The 17,797-nt window shown below is 58.1% G+C and carries 18 protein-coding genes and 4 pseudogenes; 7 read left to right on the top strand and 15 right to left on the bottom strand.

The features are described from left to right. Positions 1-327: 327 nt before the first annotated feature. The 3 genes and pseudogenes from ILFOPFJJ_RS30500 to ILFOPFJJ_RS30490 all read right to left on the bottom strand — a co-directional run. A pseudogene (locus ILFOPFJJ_RS30500) lies at positions 328-522 on the bottom strand (CsbD family protein); the annotation flags it as partial. 253 nt (positions 523-775) lie between these two features. Further along, positions 776-1,105, bottom strand: a complete 330-nt coding sequence (locus ILFOPFJJ_RS30495; RefSeq protein ID WP_173514230.1) for a type II toxin-antitoxin system RelE/ParE family toxin — start codon at positions 1,103-1,105, stop codon at positions 776-778. Further along, positions 1,102-1,377, bottom strand: coding sequence for a type II toxin-antitoxin system ParD family antitoxin (locus ILFOPFJJ_RS30490; RefSeq protein ID WP_376741478.1), 276 nt, complete (start codon positions 1,375-1,377; stop codon positions 1,102-1,104). Before ILFOPFJJ_RS30490 ends, ILFOPFJJ_RS30495 begins: the two co-directional genes overlap by 4 nt. Positions 1,378-2,148: 771 nt before the next feature. Between ILFOPFJJ_RS30490 and ILFOPFJJ_RS30485 the strand changes: the two genes are divergently transcribed. Beyond that, on the top strand, positions 2,149-3,135 hold the full coding sequence (locus ILFOPFJJ_RS30485) for a tetratricopeptide repeat protein (protein WP_246299925.1): 987 nt from the start codon (positions 2,149-2,151) through the stop codon (positions 3,133-3,135). On the opposite strand, the gene ILFOPFJJ_RS36870 is transcribed toward ILFOPFJJ_RS30485, so the two are convergent. Then, the gene (locus ILFOPFJJ_RS36870) at positions 3,094-3,273 is read right to left on the bottom strand and encodes a hypothetical protein (RefSeq protein ID WP_512700886.1); all 180 of its coding nucleotides are present in this window, start codon (positions 3,271-3,273) and stop codon (positions 3,094-3,096) included. The two genes, ILFOPFJJ_RS30485 and ILFOPFJJ_RS36870, sit on opposite strands and share 42 nt — an antisense overlap. 494 nt (positions 3,274-3,767) lie before the next feature. Further along, positions 3,768-4,031: a helix-turn-helix domain-containing protein gene (locus ILFOPFJJ_RS30480; protein WP_173514228.1), complete on the bottom strand. Its 264-nt coding sequence runs from the start codon at positions 4,029-4,031 to the stop codon at positions 3,768-3,770. 140 nt (positions 4,032-4,171) lie between these two features. On the opposite strand from ILFOPFJJ_RS30480, the gene ILFOPFJJ_RS30475 reads away from it, so the two are divergent. Together ILFOPFJJ_RS30475 and ILFOPFJJ_RS36625 are read left to right on the top strand one after the other, a co-directional pair. Next, positions 4,172-4,678 (top strand): hypothetical protein, encoded by a 507-nt coding sequence (locus ILFOPFJJ_RS30475; RefSeq protein WP_173514227.1) that lies wholly within the window; start codon positions 4,172-4,174, stop codon positions 4,676-4,678. A 259-nt stretch (positions 4,679-4,937) separates the two neighbouring features. Beyond that, positions 4,938-5,161: pseudogene (locus ILFOPFJJ_RS36625) on the top strand (hypothetical protein); the annotation flags it as partial. A 170-nt stretch (positions 5,162-5,331) separates the two neighbouring features. Here the strand turns inward: ILFOPFJJ_RS36625 and ILFOPFJJ_RS30470 are convergent. Together ILFOPFJJ_RS30470 and ILFOPFJJ_RS30465 are read right to left on the bottom strand one after the other, a co-directional pair. Further along, entirely contained in the window at positions 5,332-5,943 is a 612-nt protein-coding gene (locus tag ILFOPFJJ_RS30470; protein ID WP_173514226.1) for a hypothetical protein, read from the bottom strand. A gap of 262 nt (positions 5,944-6,205) precedes the next feature. Next, positions 6,206-6,661, bottom strand: coding sequence for a transposase (locus ILFOPFJJ_RS30465; protein ID WP_173514225.1), 456 nt, complete (start codon positions 6,659-6,661; stop codon positions 6,206-6,208). Positions 6,662-7,392: 731 nt separating this feature from the next. Here ILFOPFJJ_RS30465 and ILFOPFJJ_RS30460 point away from each other — a divergent pair. Beyond that, the gene (locus ILFOPFJJ_RS30460; protein WP_173514224.1) at positions 7,393-7,602 is read left to right on the top strand and encodes a hypothetical protein; all 210 of its coding nucleotides are present in this window, start codon (positions 7,393-7,395) and stop codon (positions 7,600-7,602) included. Between the two features lie 150 nt (positions 7,603-7,752). On the opposite strand, the gene ILFOPFJJ_RS30455 is transcribed toward ILFOPFJJ_RS30460, so the two are convergent. Beyond that, the gene (locus ILFOPFJJ_RS30455; protein ID WP_173514223.1) at positions 7,753-8,358 is read right to left on the bottom strand and encodes a hypothetical protein; all 606 of its coding nucleotides are present in this window, start codon (positions 8,356-8,358) and stop codon (positions 7,753-7,755) included. Between the two features lie 135 nt (positions 8,359-8,493). Continuing rightward, positions 8,494-9,471: a 3'-5' exonuclease gene (locus ILFOPFJJ_RS30450; protein ID WP_173514222.1), complete on the bottom strand. Its 978-nt coding sequence runs from the start codon at positions 9,469-9,471 to the stop codon at positions 8,494-8,496. 341 nt (positions 9,472-9,812) lie between these two features. Between ILFOPFJJ_RS30450 and ILFOPFJJ_RS30445 the strand changes: the two genes are divergently transcribed. After that, positions 9,813-10,118 carry a hypothetical protein gene (locus ILFOPFJJ_RS30445; RefSeq protein ID WP_173514221.1) on the top strand — a complete coding sequence of 102 codons (306 nt, stop codon included), beginning with the start codon at positions 9,813-9,815 and terminating at the stop codon, positions 10,116-10,118. Positions 10,119-10,622: 504 nt separating this feature from the next. Here ILFOPFJJ_RS30445 and ILFOPFJJ_RS35535 read toward each other — a convergent pair. Next, positions 10,623-10,854 (bottom strand): annotated as a pseudogene (locus ILFOPFJJ_RS35535) (hypothetical protein); the annotation flags it as partial. Between the two features lie 144 nt (positions 10,855-10,998). Between ILFOPFJJ_RS35535 and ILFOPFJJ_RS30440 the strand changes: the two are divergent. Beyond that, positions 10,999-12,378: an enoyl ACP reductase FabMG family protein gene (locus ILFOPFJJ_RS30440; protein WP_173514220.1), complete on the top strand. Its 1,380-nt coding sequence runs from the start codon at positions 10,999-11,001 to the stop codon at positions 12,376-12,378. Positions 12,379-12,686: 308 nt separating this feature from the next. Here ILFOPFJJ_RS30440 and ILFOPFJJ_RS30435 read toward each other — a convergent pair whose 3' ends face one another. Beyond that, on the bottom strand, positions 12,687-13,655 hold the full coding sequence (locus ILFOPFJJ_RS30435; protein ID WP_173514219.1) for a DMT family transporter: 969 nt from the start codon (positions 13,653-13,655) through the stop codon (positions 12,687-12,689). Between the two features lie 272 nt (positions 13,656-13,927). Between ILFOPFJJ_RS30435 and ILFOPFJJ_RS30430 the strand changes: the two genes are divergently transcribed. Beyond that, complete coding sequence (locus tag ILFOPFJJ_RS30430) at positions 13,928-14,842, top strand: LysR family transcriptional regulator (RefSeq protein WP_173514218.1); 915 nt, start codon at positions 13,928-13,930, stop codon at positions 14,840-14,842. Here the strand turns inward: ILFOPFJJ_RS30430 and ILFOPFJJ_RS30425 are convergent. The 4 genes and pseudogenes from ILFOPFJJ_RS30425 to ILFOPFJJ_RS30405 form a co-directional block, all read right to left on the bottom strand. Further along, positions 14,831-15,784, bottom strand: coding sequence for an alpha/beta fold hydrolase (locus tag ILFOPFJJ_RS30425; protein WP_173514217.1), 954 nt, complete (start codon positions 15,782-15,784; stop codon positions 14,831-14,833). The two genes, ILFOPFJJ_RS30430 and ILFOPFJJ_RS30425, sit on opposite strands and share 12 nt — an antisense overlap. 24 nt (positions 15,785-15,808) lie before the next feature. Next, the gene (locus tag ILFOPFJJ_RS30420) at positions 15,809-16,030 is read right to left on the bottom strand and encodes a DUF2798 domain-containing protein (protein ID WP_173514216.1); all 222 of its coding nucleotides are present in this window, start codon (positions 16,028-16,030) and stop codon (positions 15,809-15,811) included. A 491-nt stretch (positions 16,031-16,521) separates the two neighbouring features. Continuing rightward, positions 16,522-16,913, bottom strand: a pseudogene (locus ILFOPFJJ_RS35530) (NADH dehydrogenase ubiquinone Fe-S protein 4). A gap of 100 nt (positions 16,914-17,013) precedes the next feature. After that, positions 17,014-17,475: an Hsp20 family protein gene (locus ILFOPFJJ_RS30405; protein ID WP_173514215.1), complete on the bottom strand. Its 462-nt coding sequence runs from the start codon at positions 17,473-17,475 to the stop codon at positions 17,014-17,016. Positions 17,476-17,797 lie beyond the last annotated feature (322 nt).

Genomic DNA, 17,797 nt, shown 5'->3' with positions numbered 1-17,797 from the left:
GCTACAGCATCCTTTGCGTGTCTGATAAGACGCGTTCGAGACGATCGGCCCTTGCCGTTGCGATGCAGCGGAAGCCGACTAGGCAGTCTGTCGCCTCTGCCGTTCTACAGGCGTTGCCATTCTTTGCCGTGGACTTCTCAAAGTGATCGCAAGGGACACGGTCCCGCCAAGCTACTCCTTAGATTAGCCAAGCCAGGGCGAACAGCGCAATGATAACAAGGAGAATCATGATGCCAGCGAGGTTGAGCGAGTGCATACGGGGCTGCCTTTGTCCTTCTAACTCAACCTCACAGCCGACGGTATGTTCCGCGGTAAAGTTACCGAGCTTCACAAAGTCATATAGGCCGGGGCTTCGTGAATAAACAAAAACCCCGCCGGAGCGGGGATGCCGTAGCGTTCCTGTATTTTGCTTGCGAGCTGCTCACGGTTGTCGGCAATCTGGTCCAGGTCGTCGTCGGTGAGCTTGCCCCACTGCTCTTTAATCTTACCCTTCACTTGCTTCCAGTTTCCTTCTACGCGGTTCTAGTCCATCGAATTCCTCCCGACGTTGGATCCACTAGATTCAACTCGCGAGGCAGCTAGGATCGCGTTTTCGCGTAAGGCCATGCTCTGACTACCGGCCTTGGGGCCTTCAAGCCACCGTCCGGGACCTTTGTTTCCAAGGCGAGTTTCTGTAGATGCTGCTCCTCTCGGCGGACGGCCGATGCGATCGGGCCATCGGGAGTCGGTTGTGCATCCGCCGGCCCACTAATAGATTCCGGGAATATCCGATCGGTCATTGACTGTTCGGCTCCTGCATCCACTGCGGAATGTCCCGCTTGGCATGAAGCACGCGCCACACGTCGACATGACCTGGCTGGTCGCGATAGAAGGCGAGATAGGGATGTCGCTTCAGAGAGACACTCCGCAGGTCAGGCAATCCCAACTCGTATGCATACCGCAACGACCCGGACTCCGGATGGCTTGCGATCAAAGAGTACGCCTCTTGAAGAGCGTCGATAAAGCCGAGCGCGATCTCGGTTCCTGCTTCGCGTACATAATAGTCGATGGCCGCCTCGACGTCGCTGCGCGCCAACTCCCGGGCAATAATAGTCTTATTGTTCACTTTCTGCGCAGACCACGAACTCGATCGCGCAGGCTGGGGAAATATTCCGCATCGACCGGCTCGGTTGGTGCAGACGAGGCTCCGTCAAGCAACAGCCTGCGTAACGCGAGGCGATCCTGATCTCGACGTATCAACTCCCGAATATACTCACTACTTGTCCCATAGCCCCGTCCGGCGACTTGCTCATCGACGAAGCTCTTGAGATGATCCGGCAAGGAAATGTTCATTGTGCTCATGCGAATGACCATAGCGGCGTTGGCAAAAATTGGCAAGACCGGCCGCCGCCCTTCAACCGCGAGTCCGCCGTCGCGATACCAAATCCGCGGCATGGCAGTGCGCAGATTCCCGTTCCTGTCGATACATTATGCGACCTCGAATAAAGCAAAGAACGGGAACGGTAACAGAGCCGGTCGTGCCAATGTCCGCTGCCGAATTGCACGTCGGTGCTTCGCGATGTGCCCTCAAGCGGCAAGATCACCGCGGAATGAAAGGAACGCTTCGCATCAGCATTCGATGTCGAATTCAAGGAGCGGTTGGCCGCAAGATTTCCCGTATCGCCTGCGTCGTTTGGGAAGACGAGAAAACCGCACGTTGTTTTCCGCTCGCATCACGGGCTCCAGCCTGATAAAATCAATCACGAGGCGCACCGGTACCGGACGCCTCGCTCCATACTGCATAGACACATTGATGGCCGTTGGGCCTGAGATTTTTATTTTAGTTTTATCATATTGGATCAACATTTTTATTGGTCGGTATTGCAAATACCGCCTCAGAGAGAGGCGAAGATGATAATAAATGTTATTGGCTATGCTAAAGAATTTGAGAGCATTCGGAAAAATTGGAACAGAGTATATCGTTCGGATCCAGAATCTCATCCTTTACTCTCCTGGACTTGTCTGAAAGAATACCTGTCCTGTCGGGAACGATGGTTCATTCTGGCCTTCCGGCAGGAGCAGACTGACCATCGCTACGACGCTTTTCTGCCGCTGGAGGTCACGACTCTCCAGGATGACGACACGGGGCTTTTCTCGGACCAGCTTCTGATGATCGGCAATCGCGACAGCGGCGAGAGTGGCTTTCTCTGCATGCCCGGCCTGGAAGCCGAGGCGGCAGACGCCTTCGCCGGCTTCCTCATGAGCGAAAGTTGGACGAGCATGCGGATCGAGCTTTGTGAGCCCTCGTCCGCCAGGCTCGAACACTTGCTGCAGGCGTTTCCCGACGGGCCGCTTGCCCGAAGCTGCGAGGATCGAGCGACAGGCGAGATGGACAAGGACCCGGTTCACTGCGTGCTTATCAGAACGCGGACGGGCCGAAACCTGCATGACAGGCTGAACCGCCGCAGTGTCGGCTACGTGTTCGAGCGGGCGATGGCGCTGCATGTCGAAGGCGCGCTCGACGCGGCGGAAGCGGGGTATCGTCAAGTGATCCGCACCATCCCTGGCCATGTGCAAGCCCGCTACGCACTTGCGCAGCTCTGCAGCGATAGGGGCGACCACGCCGAGGCGGAATATCTCTATCGCGGGCTGTTATCGGCGCTTCCCGACGCCGACGAAATCCTTCATCGGCTTGGCGACACGCAGATGGAGCAGGGCTTCTATCGCGAGGCAAGCAAAACCTTCGAGAAGCTCGTTGGGCGGCATCCCCATCGGGGCATCCCGCGCTACAAGCTCGCGGTCACGCTTCTGGCCGCCGGCCGCAGGGATGCCGCCATCGCAGCATTTCTCAGTTTCGACAGGGTCGTGTCCGACGACTCGGACCACGTTCGCTGCAAGCTGAAGGCACGCGAGGTCCTGCGCCGCCTGGAACCCGTCTGCGGCATGGAGAAGCAACCGGAGGTGCAACAGCAGTCGATTTCCTTCGAGCCTACCGGTCCGCTGTTCCGCCACGCAGATCCGGTCTCCGTGCGTTCGGCGCGCTTCCTGACATTTGCGCCGTGGTTGCTCGAGCCTTCTCTTCCCAGCGGCGCCTGGGTGCACCTGCACGCCCGATCATGCGAGCACGCCTGCAATGGCTCGAGGCTGAAGCATTAATGCTTGTCGCCCAAGAGTGTGCAGCGGGCTCGGCAGCAATGGCATAGGCGCATGCAGGATCGTCTCGCAGGCCCGGCAACTCATCCTCGGGCGAAGATGCACGACCCGCTTGAAGTGCGAAGGCGCATATTCCAGCACTTCGCGCGCTCATCCGTGCCGATCTTGCTGAACACGGTCCCGCCGCAGTTCGGACAGGAACGGGCCGGTTGGTGGGCGATCGGGTCTCTCGGCAGATGCGCCGGTAAGGTTTGCGGCCCAGGGAAGACTTCACGTCGAGCCGCGATAGGGATCAGCATTCAACGTGTGACGACCTTCGCCGACAGACCATCGAATCCACGGCGTGTCTACCGGCCGGCAAGCCAGATATACCTTCGTGGACGAGCGCCCCGGCGTCATCGAAGTCGATCTTGCCAATGGCGTTCGCGTTCGGGCTGACGCCTTTGTCAACGAGAAGGCTTTGCGGCGTGTGCTTGCTGCGCTTGGTGAGAATTTTGCTCGGCAAAATATATGCCCGGCGGCCGATCAGGAAAACCGGCCACCCGCGTGGGCAATTTGCTGACTAGGTTGCCGCCGAAGTGCTCGGCCTGCGAAGAGCGGTGAGGCGTTCGGGCCATAGACGGACCAGCCAACTACTACTTCTTGAAACGAACACCCACGCCGCCGCCATTCTCAGGGATGAACTCTAGCCCGGCGGTTTCCAAAGCCAGTCGAATGGCCTTTAGGTTTGCACTCGTAAGGGATGTGGTTCCATCCTCAACTTCCGCACGGCTCACCGTTGCAACACCAATACCAGCTGCTTTTGCTAGTTCTTTTGCGCTCCAACGGATCAACGCGCGGGCCGCACGTATCTGGGCGCCAGTGATTTCGTTGGCATCATATGATTTCGAATTGATCACGACGATCTCGTGTGCTACCTAGACGTTTCTTGAGACTGCAGTTCACTCTCGAATGGCGGTATCAAGGGAACTGCGGCTGCATCCGGTGCTGGAACACCGAATACAGCCTGACCACAACCAAGCTTATGGGAGCTCGGATCATGGCTGATTCCGACAATAGCAGAACTTTGTCTACGGTCACCCTCGGGGATTTTCATTCCTTCGTGGCGGCGTCTTTACCCACATTTCAAGAACTTACTCGGACGAAGCAGCTGTCCTGGGATGGGTGCGATGACGATCCGGCGCTCGCGCTCTGGCATCAGTGGTGCAGCGCTTGGCAACGTTTAGGCGAATCGAGTTTCCGCCAGCAGCGGCTCGAGAGATCGCTCTTTCCGGTTGCAGGTTCGCGAACCTACAGCGAGGCACTCGAAGCTGAAGATCGTGCATCCATTGTCGAGGAACAGGCCGCGCAAACCTTGTGGGAGACACCGGCGGTGTCGGTCGCCGGCGCTGCCGCCAAGCTCCACGCCGCCGTCACCAAGTGGCAGCCCTCCCCCAACAGCCCCGAGGAACCGTGGCCGCAAATCCGCGGCGTCATCGCCGACCTCCTGAAAATCGACCTGGTTCTTGGTGCGACCGATCGGCAAACGACGCCCGAACCCGACTAGCGTTGCAAGACGGCTGAACAGACCTTCCGCTCAGTGACCGCGCATTCCCCTGGGATCTCTGCAGAGCAGGCCTGGCTTTTGACCAATCGATTTCATGAACGCACGCGTTGGAGATCAGCTCGGCGTCACGACTCTAACAATAACTAAAATAAGGAACTTCAAATGAAACGCTCGATCCGCAATACGCCAACCTCAATGAGAACACTTCGTTGCTCTCCCACATCGACGAGCGCCTCGTCTATCAGGACGAGAATCTCGAATTAAAGCCTGGCCTTGCGATCGAGCGCATACAGACGTTGCCACGTGCCGAGGCCGCGTCGATATAGGTTTCGCTGTCAAGCAATCTCGCGAGGCAATGGGATATAGCATCAAGGACCTCTCCTTGACCTGCGGTCTCACTGGCGCCCAAAATTGGGTGCCGATGTCGACTCCGCCAAGCTCAGGCGCATCACCGCTGCACTCCAAGCGCCAACCTCCACGTTCCGTCGGCTTAGCAATATCGGGTTCTCAGGCCCGCCCCCTTCAGTAGTGCAAAGCGTGCAAAGCGCATAAACCCGGCAGATGACATTGAGGTGGTGCAGCCCGCGCGCGGCTATCCGCGGAACCCGCGGCTCAGCGGTTTTCTTTGCCCTGACGCCAGTGGTGCGACTTCGCTATTCGACATCAAATCGTTCAAGCATCTGCTTGAGCCAAAGATTCTGTGCACGAAGCTGGTCGGCCAGTAACCTCTTGAGGCGCTTGTTGGCTGTGTCCAGGGCGGCGAGCTCGTCGAGTGAGATCGGATTGTCGACAGGCCCGGTCTGCGGCTTTCGATCCTCGTGCCCAAGCTTCGAGTTGACCGTGATCGTCTGGGCGGCGGCGCGCTTGGCGCGCTTTCGAGGAGTGCCGGTTGATGTCGTTCGAGCCTGTGATGCCAGTCGGCTCTCCTGTACTTGCTCAACCGTTTCGGCCGGATGATCTGCCTCATGGTGCTTCGAGATTTCGGCCTCTACGCCGTTGGCAAAGGGTATCGTTTCTGGTGTAACGTCGATATCGTCGGCGCGCTCGTTGACAGACTCTGCCTTGATCGGATCAGCCGGCCCAGTTTCACCCGAGTCAGGCGTTCCAGGTGTTTCATCTGAATTGAACAGATGCGGCGCCGTACCTTCCACTTCGCGGGCCAAGGCCTTGAGATCTGTGTCTCCCCAGATTGAGTTCGTCTGGGCTTTTGGCTGTCGTCGCCCCGACTTGAATTCAACAACGAATCTCCGATGTGGCGTCTTCATCTACTTTCGATCCTAAGCAACCCCTGAAAAATGCAACGCCAATTGGCGCCGCTGCATTCCTGCCGGCGCAGCAATACAGCCCCTCCTCGCGCGCTTCAACTGCTCGCCAACAATCGCAGCTGGCGCGCCTTTCACCCGGCAAGAGTGGGGGAACAGCAGCGCTTCGTTTTCCGCGCAAATGCCACATAGGGAGCAAATATAAGCTTCTGGCGTAACACGGAGGACGCCGAAGAAACTGTCGCCCGCGCATTCCCGGTCCTGGTTAGTCCAGACCGAGCCTCTTGCGCAGTTCGGCATTTTCCGCTCGCAGCTTCTCCGCCAGTAGTTTGCGGAGCCTCTGGTTTTCCTCTTCCAGCTGGACAAGATCTGCCAACTCATCGCTGGCCGGCAGGGGCTTGGTGCTCTTAGAGTCCTTTTGCTCGACAGGCTTCGCAGCACCTTTCCAGTGATAGTAGGTTTGCTCCGATATGCCGGCGCTCTTGATAGCGTCCTTGAGGGTGCTGCCTCCGCTGACTTGCGTCTCGATCAGCTTGAGTTTCTCGCTCTTCTCTTGCTCGGTGTACCCCCTGCGTTTAGCGGCGGGCGTCTTTGATTGAGCTGGCTCGGAAGCCGCCTTCTGAGGCCGTGGCGACCTCCGCTTCTTAGCCGTTGGTGCTTTCACTTCTGCGTCCGTCGCTACAGCCGCAGCAACTGGTCCCGCATTACTCTCGTCAGCCATCAGCAATTCCCTCCTTTAGTCACGCCTGTTTTCGGCTGAGTGCTCCACAGAGTCAACACAACCATCATAGTCCTCCTTTACGGATAGTTGATGTTTGGCTTGTGCCTAGAGCCAGACGATTGACGGTGAAAGGCTCCCGGCTATCACCTGAAATAAAACGGCGCCCTGCTTACCACTGCCCCCCAATTTGCCGATCGTGGCGACCCGTACAGGTTGGCGCAGGTTCCGCGCGAGCTCGAACGGTATCGCAGTATGATGCCGCAGGGCACCGCCTTCTAGAGATCACGCCGCCCGTCACGGCCAGGACGGTCATTTTTCGTTTTTGCTCGGCGTCTACTTCTAGTTTTCTATCGTCGCCGTTGGATACGCAATATAGATCCCAATGACGAAATTCGTTTAAAAGTAATACTTGAAAATAGACTCGACCGGAAAGTCGTTCTCTGGTTCTATCCTGACGTACTGTTTCCGACTTGCTTTTAAGGGCGTGGCAAATGGCTGACGATTGGGATGGAAAGCGCACACGTCGGCTGCAAATGCTCAGGTTCATGGGGGCTCTGGCTATACCTGCTCTTCTATTCGGGTCCGCCATGGCGGCACTGGAGTGGACCGATACGGATGGTCCGGCCTTAAGGACGGCTCACGTTCGATAGATCTCCAGCGACGCTGCACCCTTTCTGAAACGCAGGGGCACAAAGGGTCTTCCGTCGCATCGGGCGGCGGAGGGAGGGGGAATGATGAATTCAGCGCAAACCATGAGTTTCGATCCAATTGGGCCTGACGAGTTGGAGATGATCGGCAGGGCCTTCCAAGACGAGCTGCAAAGGCGAGCCTTGTCACGCAAGTCTGAAGAAGCTGAAGCGCTCGCCGCAAAGCTGATCAACGCCTATCAAGCAGGAATTCGCGACGACCTGGGCTTGAGCATTGTCGCTGGGCTGTCCTGAGGCGCAGCACGCATCGTCGAATGCACAATGAGCCGATTGATGGCTGCCTGCTCAGCAGGCTCTCGCACTCATGCAATTGAGTGGCTGCGAGAGTTTCGCCGCGAAACAAGAAATAACGCAAGGCCGCGCTTGTCGGGAGCTCCGCCAAGCTCACGAAGCGTCGAATCGTTCAAGCATCTTTTTAAGCTGAACGTTCTGCAGATGAAGCTTTTGAGCGAGTTGGGTCCTCAGCATTTTGATTTCTTCGTCAAGTGTTGCCACTTCATGAAAAAACACGTCACGTGAAGACGCGGGTTGCACGTTTTGATGATGCTTTGCGGCGACAGCGGCCTGCGCAGCCACGTGGGCGTTGGCTCTCTTCCCACTTTCTCGACGCTTGATCCGCGGCTTGCTCCGCGACTCTGTGCTTGCCGCGTTTTTCGGAACCAACGAATTCGCTTCGGCCTCCGACTGGTCGGCCTCATGACGCGCAGTTGTTTGAGCCTCTTCAGCATCGATCGGCGGTTTTAACGCCTGTGCGACATCGTCATTGCCCTTCGCCTTATCGGATGCGACCGACCCTTGATCAACCGAGACGTCCTCATCGTGAGCAGGCGGGCCGGCAGCAACAGTCGAACTGGGCGGAAGTGCGGACGTATGCTCCACTTGGCTCTCGAGCGCCTTGGTATCGGTGTCATTCCCGATCGAACTCTCTTGCGCTTTCGCCGATGGTCGCCGCGACATCAATTGGGCAAGGAATTTCCACGGTGTCTTCATAGTGTTCCACCTTGAGCAAGCCGGGCCGCGATCTGCTGCAGCTGTTGCTTCCTCACGACTTTCGAGACGGCAAAACCATCGCGGTAACGAGCCTGCGCAACCTGCATGCCACGGCCCGCCGCAAGACCATCCCCATCAAGCCTTGTACCGATCAAACGCCGTCAGCCTTTTGACCGGTGGGTCGGCCTCTTCCCACCGGTAGATCTCCGACCTCAGAAAAGCGAGCTCCGCTGCGAGCCCCTCCTCGTCGATTTCGATCCACCAGGATTTCGGACGGCCGTCGCTGCCATCCGACCAGCGGTATCCCCGAGCCTTCAGATGATCTTTCATGTCGAAGGGGCTGTGCTCGGCGAAGATGCGCACGCGCGAGCGCTGACTTGTCTTGAGAAGTTCCGCAAAAGCGCTTGGCTCCGTCACCCCGTCGGCGCCGGCGAGCACCTCGAGCAGAGCAAAGCAGTCGTCGACGGCGCGATGGCCATCGTGGAAATAGCCACTTTGACCAATCAGATAGCCGAGCTTCGTGCCCTCGAAACCGCGCGTCGCCCAATCGACTTCCTTAACGGAACAGGCCCATGCCTTGCCGGAAAACATGCTTGAGAACGCCTCGCAGAACGGCCGATCGAAGCCGGCATTGTGGGCGATCACCAGGTCGGACGGCTCGAGCAACGCTCGAAGCGACCCCACATCGATCATCTGCCCGGCAACCATCTCGTCGGTGATTCCTGTGAGGCGGGTGATTTCAGGGGGGATTGGGACGGTTGGCTGCTGCAGGCCGCCGTAAACGCCCGTGACGTCGCCGATATTGCCTTCGTCGTCAAAGGTAAACGCAACTGCGCCGATTTCGATAATCTCGTCCTTCGTGCGGTCGAGGCCCGTCGTCTCGGTGTCGACGATCACTCCGATGCGAGGAAATCCGGGCCGCGGTATATCGACGATCTGGCGGCCGACAAGCTTGCGCAGCACGCGATAGCTGCCGCTCTCCTCCAAAAGACGGGCCATGCTCTCGTCATCGAGTGGCTTTTGCCGCCGCAGCTTCAAGGGTGCTCGCAGCTTCACAACGACGTCATCGCCTGGCTCAGGCGGCGAGGCAAACATTTCCAGCTGACATGCCATCGGCCCTTAGTGTCCTCGGACTTCGGCGCACCAGTGTGGTGCGGATCATGCCTCAGGATAGAAACCGAGTGAGAACCTGGCAATGCGCATGAGGTCGGCAGAACAGGGCACACAAGCCAGAATGCGCGAAAACCTGTGAAAAAAGATACCCATCCTTTGCACCGCCGCTCGCTACTGCACTGTCGAGTGCGCACTCGAACGGCTTCGCTACCACCCAATTCACCACCTGTAAGGACGCGAGCAAGTCAAGCGATAGACGATGGGTTCGTGCAAGGTTTGAGTTGACCGTTTTCGATGGCAAGGCGACACTTGCAACCTTCAGCAAGGCAGGAGAAAAAATGATGGCCGAGCCAGACCACTGGCGCCACATGGCAAGCGCCCCGAAAAACGGCAGTCGGATCCTCGTCACAATCCGCCCGTCCGAACAGGGGGCCGCAGAAGTTGACCTCGCCTATTGGTCGAATGGCGATCAGTTCGGCGCAGAAGGCTGGCGCGCCGCTGATTCCTCGCCCGGGCGCATCATCGAGTACGCCGAGCCAGAATTGAAGTGCTGGATGCCGATGCCCACTGCCAATCTCAATCGCACCTCTATGCCCTCGCCCTGGGAGGGCGACGACGACCAAGAGCTCGGCGGGTCAGGGATTTAAGAACTGCGCCGCCATGTGGCGAAAATGGTACACAGCGAGTGGCAACACGACGTCAGTGCACCCAGGCAACCCCCTGGGACTCACGGATCGTCCAACAAAATCGTTCAGCGTCGTTAGCTTCTGAAGTGCATGCGAGAGCTCGGTATTTCGGTGTACCTCTCGCAGTTCGCGTTTGGCACAATGGGGTAAAAAGAACTTGTGAGACGTGTGCTTGCTGCCTGTGGAGCGGCTAATCTCAATCCGATGGAAAGGTCGCCTTGAGCGGAATAGAATCGCAGCCGGTTCTTGAGGCGGGTGAACTCCTAGCTGATCACTTTCTAATGAGCGCACGAGGCCGGCAGCAACGCTGCCCGAACCCGTGCGCGCGCGGCTTGACCGTAAAACGACTCGCCGCAGGAGGCTCAGCAAAGCGCCCGCGATCGGCGGGGAGCCGGGATCGAAGCCCGGCAAGACATTCCGTTTGATCGAGGGGTCGCACCAGGTCCCTCTGGGCGCCTCGCCCCCTCACCTGCCGGCCCTGACCAACGACCTTGCAATATTGATGATGTCGTCCGGCTGTCGGGTCGTCCTTGCTCCAGGCGACACCAAGCCCGATCCGGAAGTCGACACCCCCACCTTCCTCCGCTCGAATCTGCGGTTGGGCAGATTGAACGTCCATTCCGGCGCTAAGCTCAATGCCAAGACCGGTGGAAACCAGCGACTCCCGCGGGAAGGTATCGTCGCAGGTCTGCTTTATCCGGTTCAGATATTATGGGGACTTCACGCTTTGAAATGAACGGTCACTTAAAATTACTTCCCATTACGGGTCAGTACGGTCATGTGATTATAGAAGCTCGTCTGAGCCACCTCTCGACGACAAACGGACCAAAGAGCTGACTGCATGGAAAACCCGGTCGCATTGAATCGCATCGCCGAAAACAGCGTCTTTCGTAAAGGTGATGTTTTCGTCCTCTTCGGCGAACTATTCGGCCGCGGATATGCGACTGGCTTGCTCGACGAAGCCCGGCGGGCTGGAATGGAGATCGTGGGCATCACGGTCGGGCGGCGCGACGAGAACAACGCACTGCGGCCTCTGGATGCCGAGGAACTCTCTGCCGCAGAGGACCGCCTGGGCGGCAGGATTATCAACATACCTCTTATGGCTGGCTTCGATCTCGACGCTCCGACAGGAGGCCCTACTCCGACGGATCTCCTCGCAACAATGACGCTGGAGAGCTGGGAACATGACAGGCTCGACTGGGACTACATTGAGCAGTGCCGGGACATCGCCACCTCACGGTTCACGAATTCGCTTTCACAAGTCATGGCCGTTCTCGACGGAATGATTGCCGACGGCCGCAATGTCTTCTTCGCCCATACAATGGCCGGAGGCATCCCGAAAGCGAAGGTATTCCTGGTGGTTGCCAATCGAATCTACAAGGGACGTGGTCCCCGCCACATGTCTTCGCAAGCGCTGCTCGACAGCGATATGGGCAAGCTCATCCTGCAGAATTTCGACGAAGTCTCCGCAATCACCTTTCGACATCTTATCGACTTCAGCGCGGCGATCCGTGAGCGCGTAGAGGCTTCGGGTGCTCAGGTCCGGTACACGGCCTACGGTTACCATGGAACGGCAGTCCTGATTGACGGGAACTATCGTTGGCAGACCTACACCAACTACACCCAAGGTTACGCCAAGATGCGGCTCGAATGCATCGCGCAAGAAGCCTGGGCAGCGGGTGTCAAGGCAACCGTCTATAACTGTCCCGAAATCCGAACCAATTCGTCCGACGTATTTACGGGTATCGAACTTCCCCTGATACCGCTGCTACTCGCTTTGAAGAAAGAGAATGGTGGCCAATGGGCAGAGGACCAATGGCAGGCATGCCAAGAGCTTCTGACAGACGGCTTCACGATGAAGGATGTGTTCCAAAAAATTACCGATATGCAGGCCAACGAGGTCATGCGTCCGTTTTACGACTTCTCGGCGTGGCCCATGGCAAACAGCCAAGCACAGGCCGATCTGACCATCGGCACGTCCAACGAGATCACGCAGATGCATCGGGACAGCAAGGCGATGATCAGCGACCTTCTCAGTGCTCTCGTAGTGGAGGCGACCGGGCAGCTAATTTTTGGCGAGTCCTCAGATCCCTCCGGCCCCGTCCAGTGGCTCAACCACGATATCGTGGCGCGCCGACTTAACGCTTCCCACCAGCAAAGGAAGTCTCCCGCGCCGTTAATCGCGCAAGCGGCGAAAGACTCTCAGCTCGAGGTGGCCTGACAGCCTCCCAATATAGGTCGCTCCACTCGCCTCGGCGACTTAAGGGCGGCTTTCCCCTGCATGTTGGCCGTTCGTCCCAGCCATGGCGGATGACCGCAACACCCACCTGAGGCGATCGATGGATGGCCGCCGGTGCAACCTCCGCCCTCGGAAGCCGACTGTGCATCCGTCGCCTTGAATGGGTGGTTCGAACTGTCGACCCTGCGTTTGTCGCTCCTGGCGGCAGCTTCGCGGCAACTGCGGGCGCTGCAATGGATGTGATTTCATCTCCGATGCCAGTGCCTGTCATTGATCCTGCGCGCAGCAGATCACTCGTGCGCAAGCAATGTCTTTCCCGATGCGAATTGGCGATCGTAGAAAATCCGTACTGACAGAACAACGCCGGCGATCAGGACAACCACCCCAGCCACTTCGATCGGGGTTGGCCAGCGGGCATGTACGACAAGTCCTCCGATAACACCGAAGGCTGTTTCCGAGACGATCAATTGCGCGGCCAAGGCAACCGGCAGGCTCCGTGATGCAATGTTCCAGGCCCAGACGCCGCCTACTGTTGCCAGCAGCGCGAGGGACACACCCCAAACATATAGGCTGCCGGCGGCACTCCAGTCGAATCCCAATGTTGGAAGCTGGAAGAGGTCCATCGCGGCACCGACAGGATAAAATGCCAGCATCAAGACGCCGCCTCCGACCAGTATCAGCGCTGACCACACACCGGAGGGCATTTCTGGTCGGGCTGCGAGTGCAGCCTGATTGGCAAGGGCGAACCAGACCCAAAGTCCTACGGCAGCGAGCGATAGCGGTACGCCAATCCACAACGATTGGACAGAGTTCAATCCTTCGGCCGTGAATGCCGTGCCATTGACGAGAACGAGGCCGACCAGCACCAGCGCCAAAGGCATCATAAGGAATCGCCATGGCATTGATCCCTGATACTGATTACCGATGACCATCAATACGATCGGGACCAGACCCAGAAAGGCGGGAGCGATGACTGGGCCGGCAAAGATGGCCGCTCCCGTCACCGTCAGGAAGTAGCCGACATATCCGACGAAGGCGAGCCAGATGGCTTGCAGACAGTTTCGAAGCGTGAGGTGGCGCATGACGCCCTTCTCGGAAAACAGGATGTAAAGCCCAACGAGCGCTGAAATAACGTGACGGATTAGGGCAAAATCAAAGGTGGAATAGTCACCGATGATGAAGGGCACAACGAAGTTGAGCGAAAAGGCAAAGGCCGCAAAGAGAGCCGCTGACACGCCAACATAAAAGACCCTGTTCATAGTGGTCATCCCTTTGAGGTTGCGTCACTGGAAATTTGATTGCGGTGATGCTGACAGCTTTGGTTGGCAATCAAGCGAGACCCTTGATCGAATGAGGAAAATTTACCGGCCGCGAGCCTTGGCCGGTACCCAGCGAAAATGAGAACCACCCTCTCGATTCGCACCCGTCGAACCATCATGGGGATACGGTTCACGCAGACGGCTGTGCGGCCTATTCAGCAGAACCGATTTCTCATATCCTCGACATCGAGGCTTCTAATCGTCGGGACGTTATGGATCGGCTTGATGCAATGCGGGTTCTGCTTGCGGTGGTTGACGCCGGGAGCTTGTCGGCGGGCAGCCGGAAGCTGAATGCGCCTCTGCCGAGCGTCAGCCGCAAGGTCGCCGATCTGGAGCGATATCTCGGCGCAAACCTCATCATCCGAACAAGCCGCAACTTGCAGCTTACCGACGCCGGTCGCGACTATGTCGATGCGGCGCGCAAGATCATCGCCGATCTGGAGGAGGTCGAACGCAGGGCCTCAGGCGAATATCAGACGCCGCGGGGACTGCTCACCATCACCATGCCGATCGAGTTTGGCCACCGGTACGTTCTGCCGATCGCACTCGACTTCATGAACAAGCATCCGGAGGTGACTTTGAACCTCCTGTCCCTCGACCGTTCTGTTCATCTCGCCAACGAGCAGGTCGACGTCGCCATCCGACTTGGTGAGTTGGTCGACAGTTCGCTCTACGCGGTCAAGGCCGGCGAGTTCCGCCTGTTGACCTGCGCAAGCCCGGCCTATCTGGAACGGCATGGCGTTCCCCAACATCCCACCGAACTCACCAATCACGACGGAATCATGTTCCATAACCGGTCGTTCTTCTGGAGTTTCGAGATCGACGGGAAGTGTGTCGAGGCGATGCCACGCAGTCGGATCGAGGTCAACACGGCGGCCAATTGCGTCGCAGCCGCGCGAAATGGAGCCGGGATCGCCCGCCTCTTCGACTACCAGGTTCCGGAGGAAGTGTCCTCGGGCGCGCTCGTGCAGATCTTGAAAGACTACGATGGTGGGCCCAAGCCGATCCACATCGTCTATTCGCGTCAGGGGCTACTCGCTCGCAAAGTGCGTGCCTTCATCGATTGGATGCTCCCCCGCCTTCGCGCGGCTTGCAGCAATTATTGCGATGCACCGTCACCGGAATGAAGCGCGCACTTCCTCGACCGTCCTCTCCAGCTTCTGGAGATGCGGGTAATGGCCAGTGTCAGGAAGAATTGAAAGCTCGGCCCCCAGCCGTTCGGCGAGTTCTACTCCCATTTCCTTATTGATGTAGAGATCCTTCTCGCCCCATACCACCTTTACAGGAGTCCTTAGCTTGTCCAGATTGGCTTCGAAATACTGCTGGTCCCTGGTGAAATGCATGTAATAGCTCGCAAAGGCGTCAGCTGTCGTCAGCGCGCCATAGGACCAGCCACGCGCCATGTCGCTCCTGAACTGGGCTGAGAGCTCGAACTGCACCTCCTTTGCCAGCCCTCTCCTGAAGGCGTTCTCGAGAATGTCCGCGCGATTCTTGTTGAGCTGTTCCCGTGCCTGAGCCGCTGACCGCCTATCCTTCAGCTTCTGCAGGCTCTCATACATGTAACGCGGCCGATCGAAGGGCGCGAAGTCGCCGACGATAATGGTTCGTGCAATGTCGGGCTTCTCCAAGCCCAGCAGCAGCGCCGGCAGGGCTCCGATGTCCGTGGCATAGATCGTAAGCTTGGACCGATCGATGTGAGCCTTCTCGATGTAGCCGTCAAGGACACGTGCATAATCCATCGGCGCATAAGAAAAGCGGTCCGTCGTCGGCCGCGACGAGAACCCGAAACCGGGCCAATCGAAAGCGTGGACCTCGTAATCGTCGGCGAGAGCCAGGGATACTTTCTTCCAGGCATACATCGTTTCCGGGAAGCCATGCAGGAAGAGGACGGTCCCCTTCGGGTCGAGACTATGCACGACCGACCTTCTCAGTATGATGTCGTTGTCGATCTGAATGAAGCTGATATTCGCCCTCGGTTGATGCGAGCGGTCCTCGGCAAGTGTCACGGTCGCGATAGAGGAAAACATCGCTGCGGCGGCAAACAGCCGTCGAAGGGTCGCCATTGTCATGTCAGTAGCTCCAGCTTCGTCGCGTCAACGGATAACGCGGTCGACCTGCGCCTGAAGGCGCGGGCCGACCAGCAGGATGGCGGGGATGACGATGAGATAGGCGATGCTCCACGAGCGGAGCCATGTCAGGACGAACCCCCTCGAGAAGCCCAGATTGAGCGCGAGCAATGTGAAAGAGATCAACCCTGTCGTTACGATACCCATCGACAAGGCGAAGGCGATCTTGCGTTTGAAATGCGTGTCCATGTCGGCCTCCCGGTTCGAGGTGAAATGGGGATCGCCTCAGCGGTTACGATCCCGGATTATGGCTTCGAAGATCGCGCAACGTTGGCACCGGCGGTAGCGGGGGAACCTGAGAGGCACCCTCTTGAATCCGGCAAGTTCTCAATGGCGAGGAAACCGTTAGACCGATCGCGAAAGAACAACCGTCATGTCGCGGCCGCGTCCCAAAGCTCTCATCACTGATGCGTCCTGTGCGATTGGCACGCCGCGGGTATGATCTCGTGCTGCTCGCACGTCGTGCCGGACGCCCCGGGCGCGCTCTCGCGCGTCTTTCGAAGCGAAACCGATGCGGTGATCGAGGTGCGCGTCGCCGATCTGACACGGGAAGGTGATCTGAAAGATGTCGAGGCCAAGCTCGCTGAGCTCGATCTCCATCAACAATCTGGAGCTGCCGACGGACGGGCCGCTCGCTCATGGACGCACGTCGAGTCTCGATCGGCAGCTTGATACCAACATCATGGCCTACACACGATTGGCGGCCGCTGCAGCCCGAAAGCTTGCTCAACGCCGTGAGGGCGCGGTCGACGCCTCCCGTCGTCCACGACGATGTAGTTCAGTTTCTGCCGTTCCGCATAGGCAATCGCGGCTTCGAGAGAGGGGAAACGCAATTGGACCTGAGACAGCGTGTCACTTCCGCCCGTATAGCCCATCAGATAATCGATTGTTGGCGGGACTCTCCGTTTGAACACCAGCAGCCAGGGTTGTCTAGAAACGCGCGCCTTACCGAAGCCGCGGAAGACCTCGTCAAACAGACGGTTTACAGGAACGGATCCATGTCGTCACAGCGATAGACGCTCGGGACCTGGCTGCTGCCACGGTTCCAGGCGATCAGGTCACGTACATTCATGGCTTCATCCTTTCTTCGCTTGATCTCTCCTTTTTGGTTCGGCGCAGTTTCCCTCCCCTATGCCTGCCCAGCGACTGGCGAAGTTCGAGCGGCGTGCCGTCTAGGCTGCCTTGTCGCCTTCGATCTGCTTCGAAGCGGGCATCGTCGGCTCGGTTCGGATGGTAACCTGACGCGGCTTCATCTCCTCAGGTATCTCCCGCCTGAGATTGATGACGAGCAGCCCATTTTCGAGCTTTGCGCCCTCGACGAGGACATGATCGGCGAGTTCGAACCTGCGCGCGAACGACCGTACGGCGAGGCCCTGATGGAGGTACTCTACCTCCTCATCCTCGGACTTGGCGCCGGTGACCACGAGCATGTTCGCCTCGTGGGTGATCGTCAGTTCGTCTTCGGCAAAACCCGGTACCGCGATGACGATGCGGTAGGCATCTTCGCCAAGTTTGATGATGTTGTAGGGCGGCCAGTTTTCAGCGTTGAGGCTGGCGTTTTCCAGCAGATCGAACATGCGGTCGAAGCCGATGCTGGACCTGTAAAAGGGGCTGAAGTCGAAGCTTGTTCTCATAGCTACATCCTCCGTAGAGCAACATAGATACGAGGAAGCGCCAAGAAGCGTGGCGCTCCCTGACCATGCCGATCCCAATTGGGCATCGGCAGGAATGAGTTGGGGACTCCAGAGCGTCGCGTCAAGAGGGCGAAATCATGGCTTTAGCACTCCATGCGGTGGAGTGCTAAAAAAATTTCATCGCCCTCTTGAAACTTGAAAAATCAGAAACCAGATCGATCGGCGCGATGCCAAAACATCGTGCGTCCCGCGTCCGATTCGAGTCGGATGCGGCGCGGAGGACTTTCTAAAAACCTGTTTGTCGATGAGGAGAGCGACATGA

Source organism: Sinorhizobium psoraleae, assembly GCF_013283645.1.
In the GTDB taxonomy this organism is placed as follows: domain Bacteria; phylum Pseudomonadota; class Alphaproteobacteria; order Rhizobiales; family Rhizobiaceae; genus Sinorhizobium; species Sinorhizobium psoraleae.
Note: the sequence above shows the minus strand (reverse complement) of the source record. Positions and strands in the feature narration are given on the sequence as shown.

Bases quoted from the DNA above. Each gene is read 5' to 3' on its own strand.
- ILFOPFJJ_RS30485 (WP_246299925.1), top strand. From the start codon at position 2,149: ATGATCGGCAATCGCGACAGCGGCGAGAGTGGCTTTCTCTGCATGCCC.
- ILFOPFJJ_RS30475 (WP_173514227.1), top strand. From the start codon at position 4,172: ATGGCTGATTCCGACAATAGCAGAACTTTGTCTACGGTCACCCTCGGG.
- ILFOPFJJ_RS30470 (WP_173514226.1), bottom strand. From the start codon at position 5,943: ATGAAGACGCCACATCGGAGATTCGTTGTTGAATTCAAGTCGGGGCGA.
- ILFOPFJJ_RS30465 (WP_173514225.1), bottom strand. From the start codon at position 6,661: ATGGCTGACGAGAGTAATGCGGGACCAGTTGCTGCGGCTGTAGCGACG.
- ILFOPFJJ_RS30460 (WP_173514224.1), top strand. From the start codon at position 7,393: ATGATGAATTCAGCGCAAACCATGAGTTTCGATCCAATTGGGCCTGAC.
- ILFOPFJJ_RS30455 (WP_173514223.1), bottom strand. From the start codon at position 8,358: ATGAAGACACCGTGGAAATTCCTTGCCCAATTGATGTCGCGGCGACCA.
- ILFOPFJJ_RS30450 (WP_173514222.1), bottom strand. From the start codon at position 9,471: ATGGCATGTCAGCTGGAAATGTTTGCCTCGCCGCCTGAGCCAGGCGAT.
- ILFOPFJJ_RS30445 (WP_173514221.1), top strand. From the start codon at position 9,813: ATGGCCGAGCCAGACCACTGGCGCCACATGGCAAGCGCCCCGAAAAAC.
- ILFOPFJJ_RS30440 (WP_173514220.1), top strand. From the start codon at position 10,999: ATGGAAAACCCGGTCGCATTGAATCGCATCGCCGAAAACAGCGTCTTT.
- ILFOPFJJ_RS30435 (WP_173514219.1), bottom strand. From the start codon at position 13,655: ATGAACAGGGTCTTTTATGTTGGCGTGTCAGCGGCTCTCTTTGCGGCC.
- ILFOPFJJ_RS30430 (WP_173514218.1), top strand. From the start codon at position 13,928: ATGGATCGGCTTGATGCAATGCGGGTTCTGCTTGCGGTGGTTGACGCC.
- ILFOPFJJ_RS30425 (WP_173514217.1), bottom strand. From the start codon at position 15,784: ATGACAATGGCGACCCTTCGACGGCTGTTTGCCGCCGCAGCGATGTTT.
- ILFOPFJJ_RS30420 (WP_173514216.1), bottom strand. From the start codon at position 16,030: ATGGACACGCATTTCAAACGCAAGATCGCCTTCGCCTTGTCGATGGGT.
- ILFOPFJJ_RS30405 (WP_173514215.1), bottom strand. From the start codon at position 17,475: ATGAGAACAAGCTTCGACTTCAGCCCCTTTTACAGGTCCAGCATCGGC.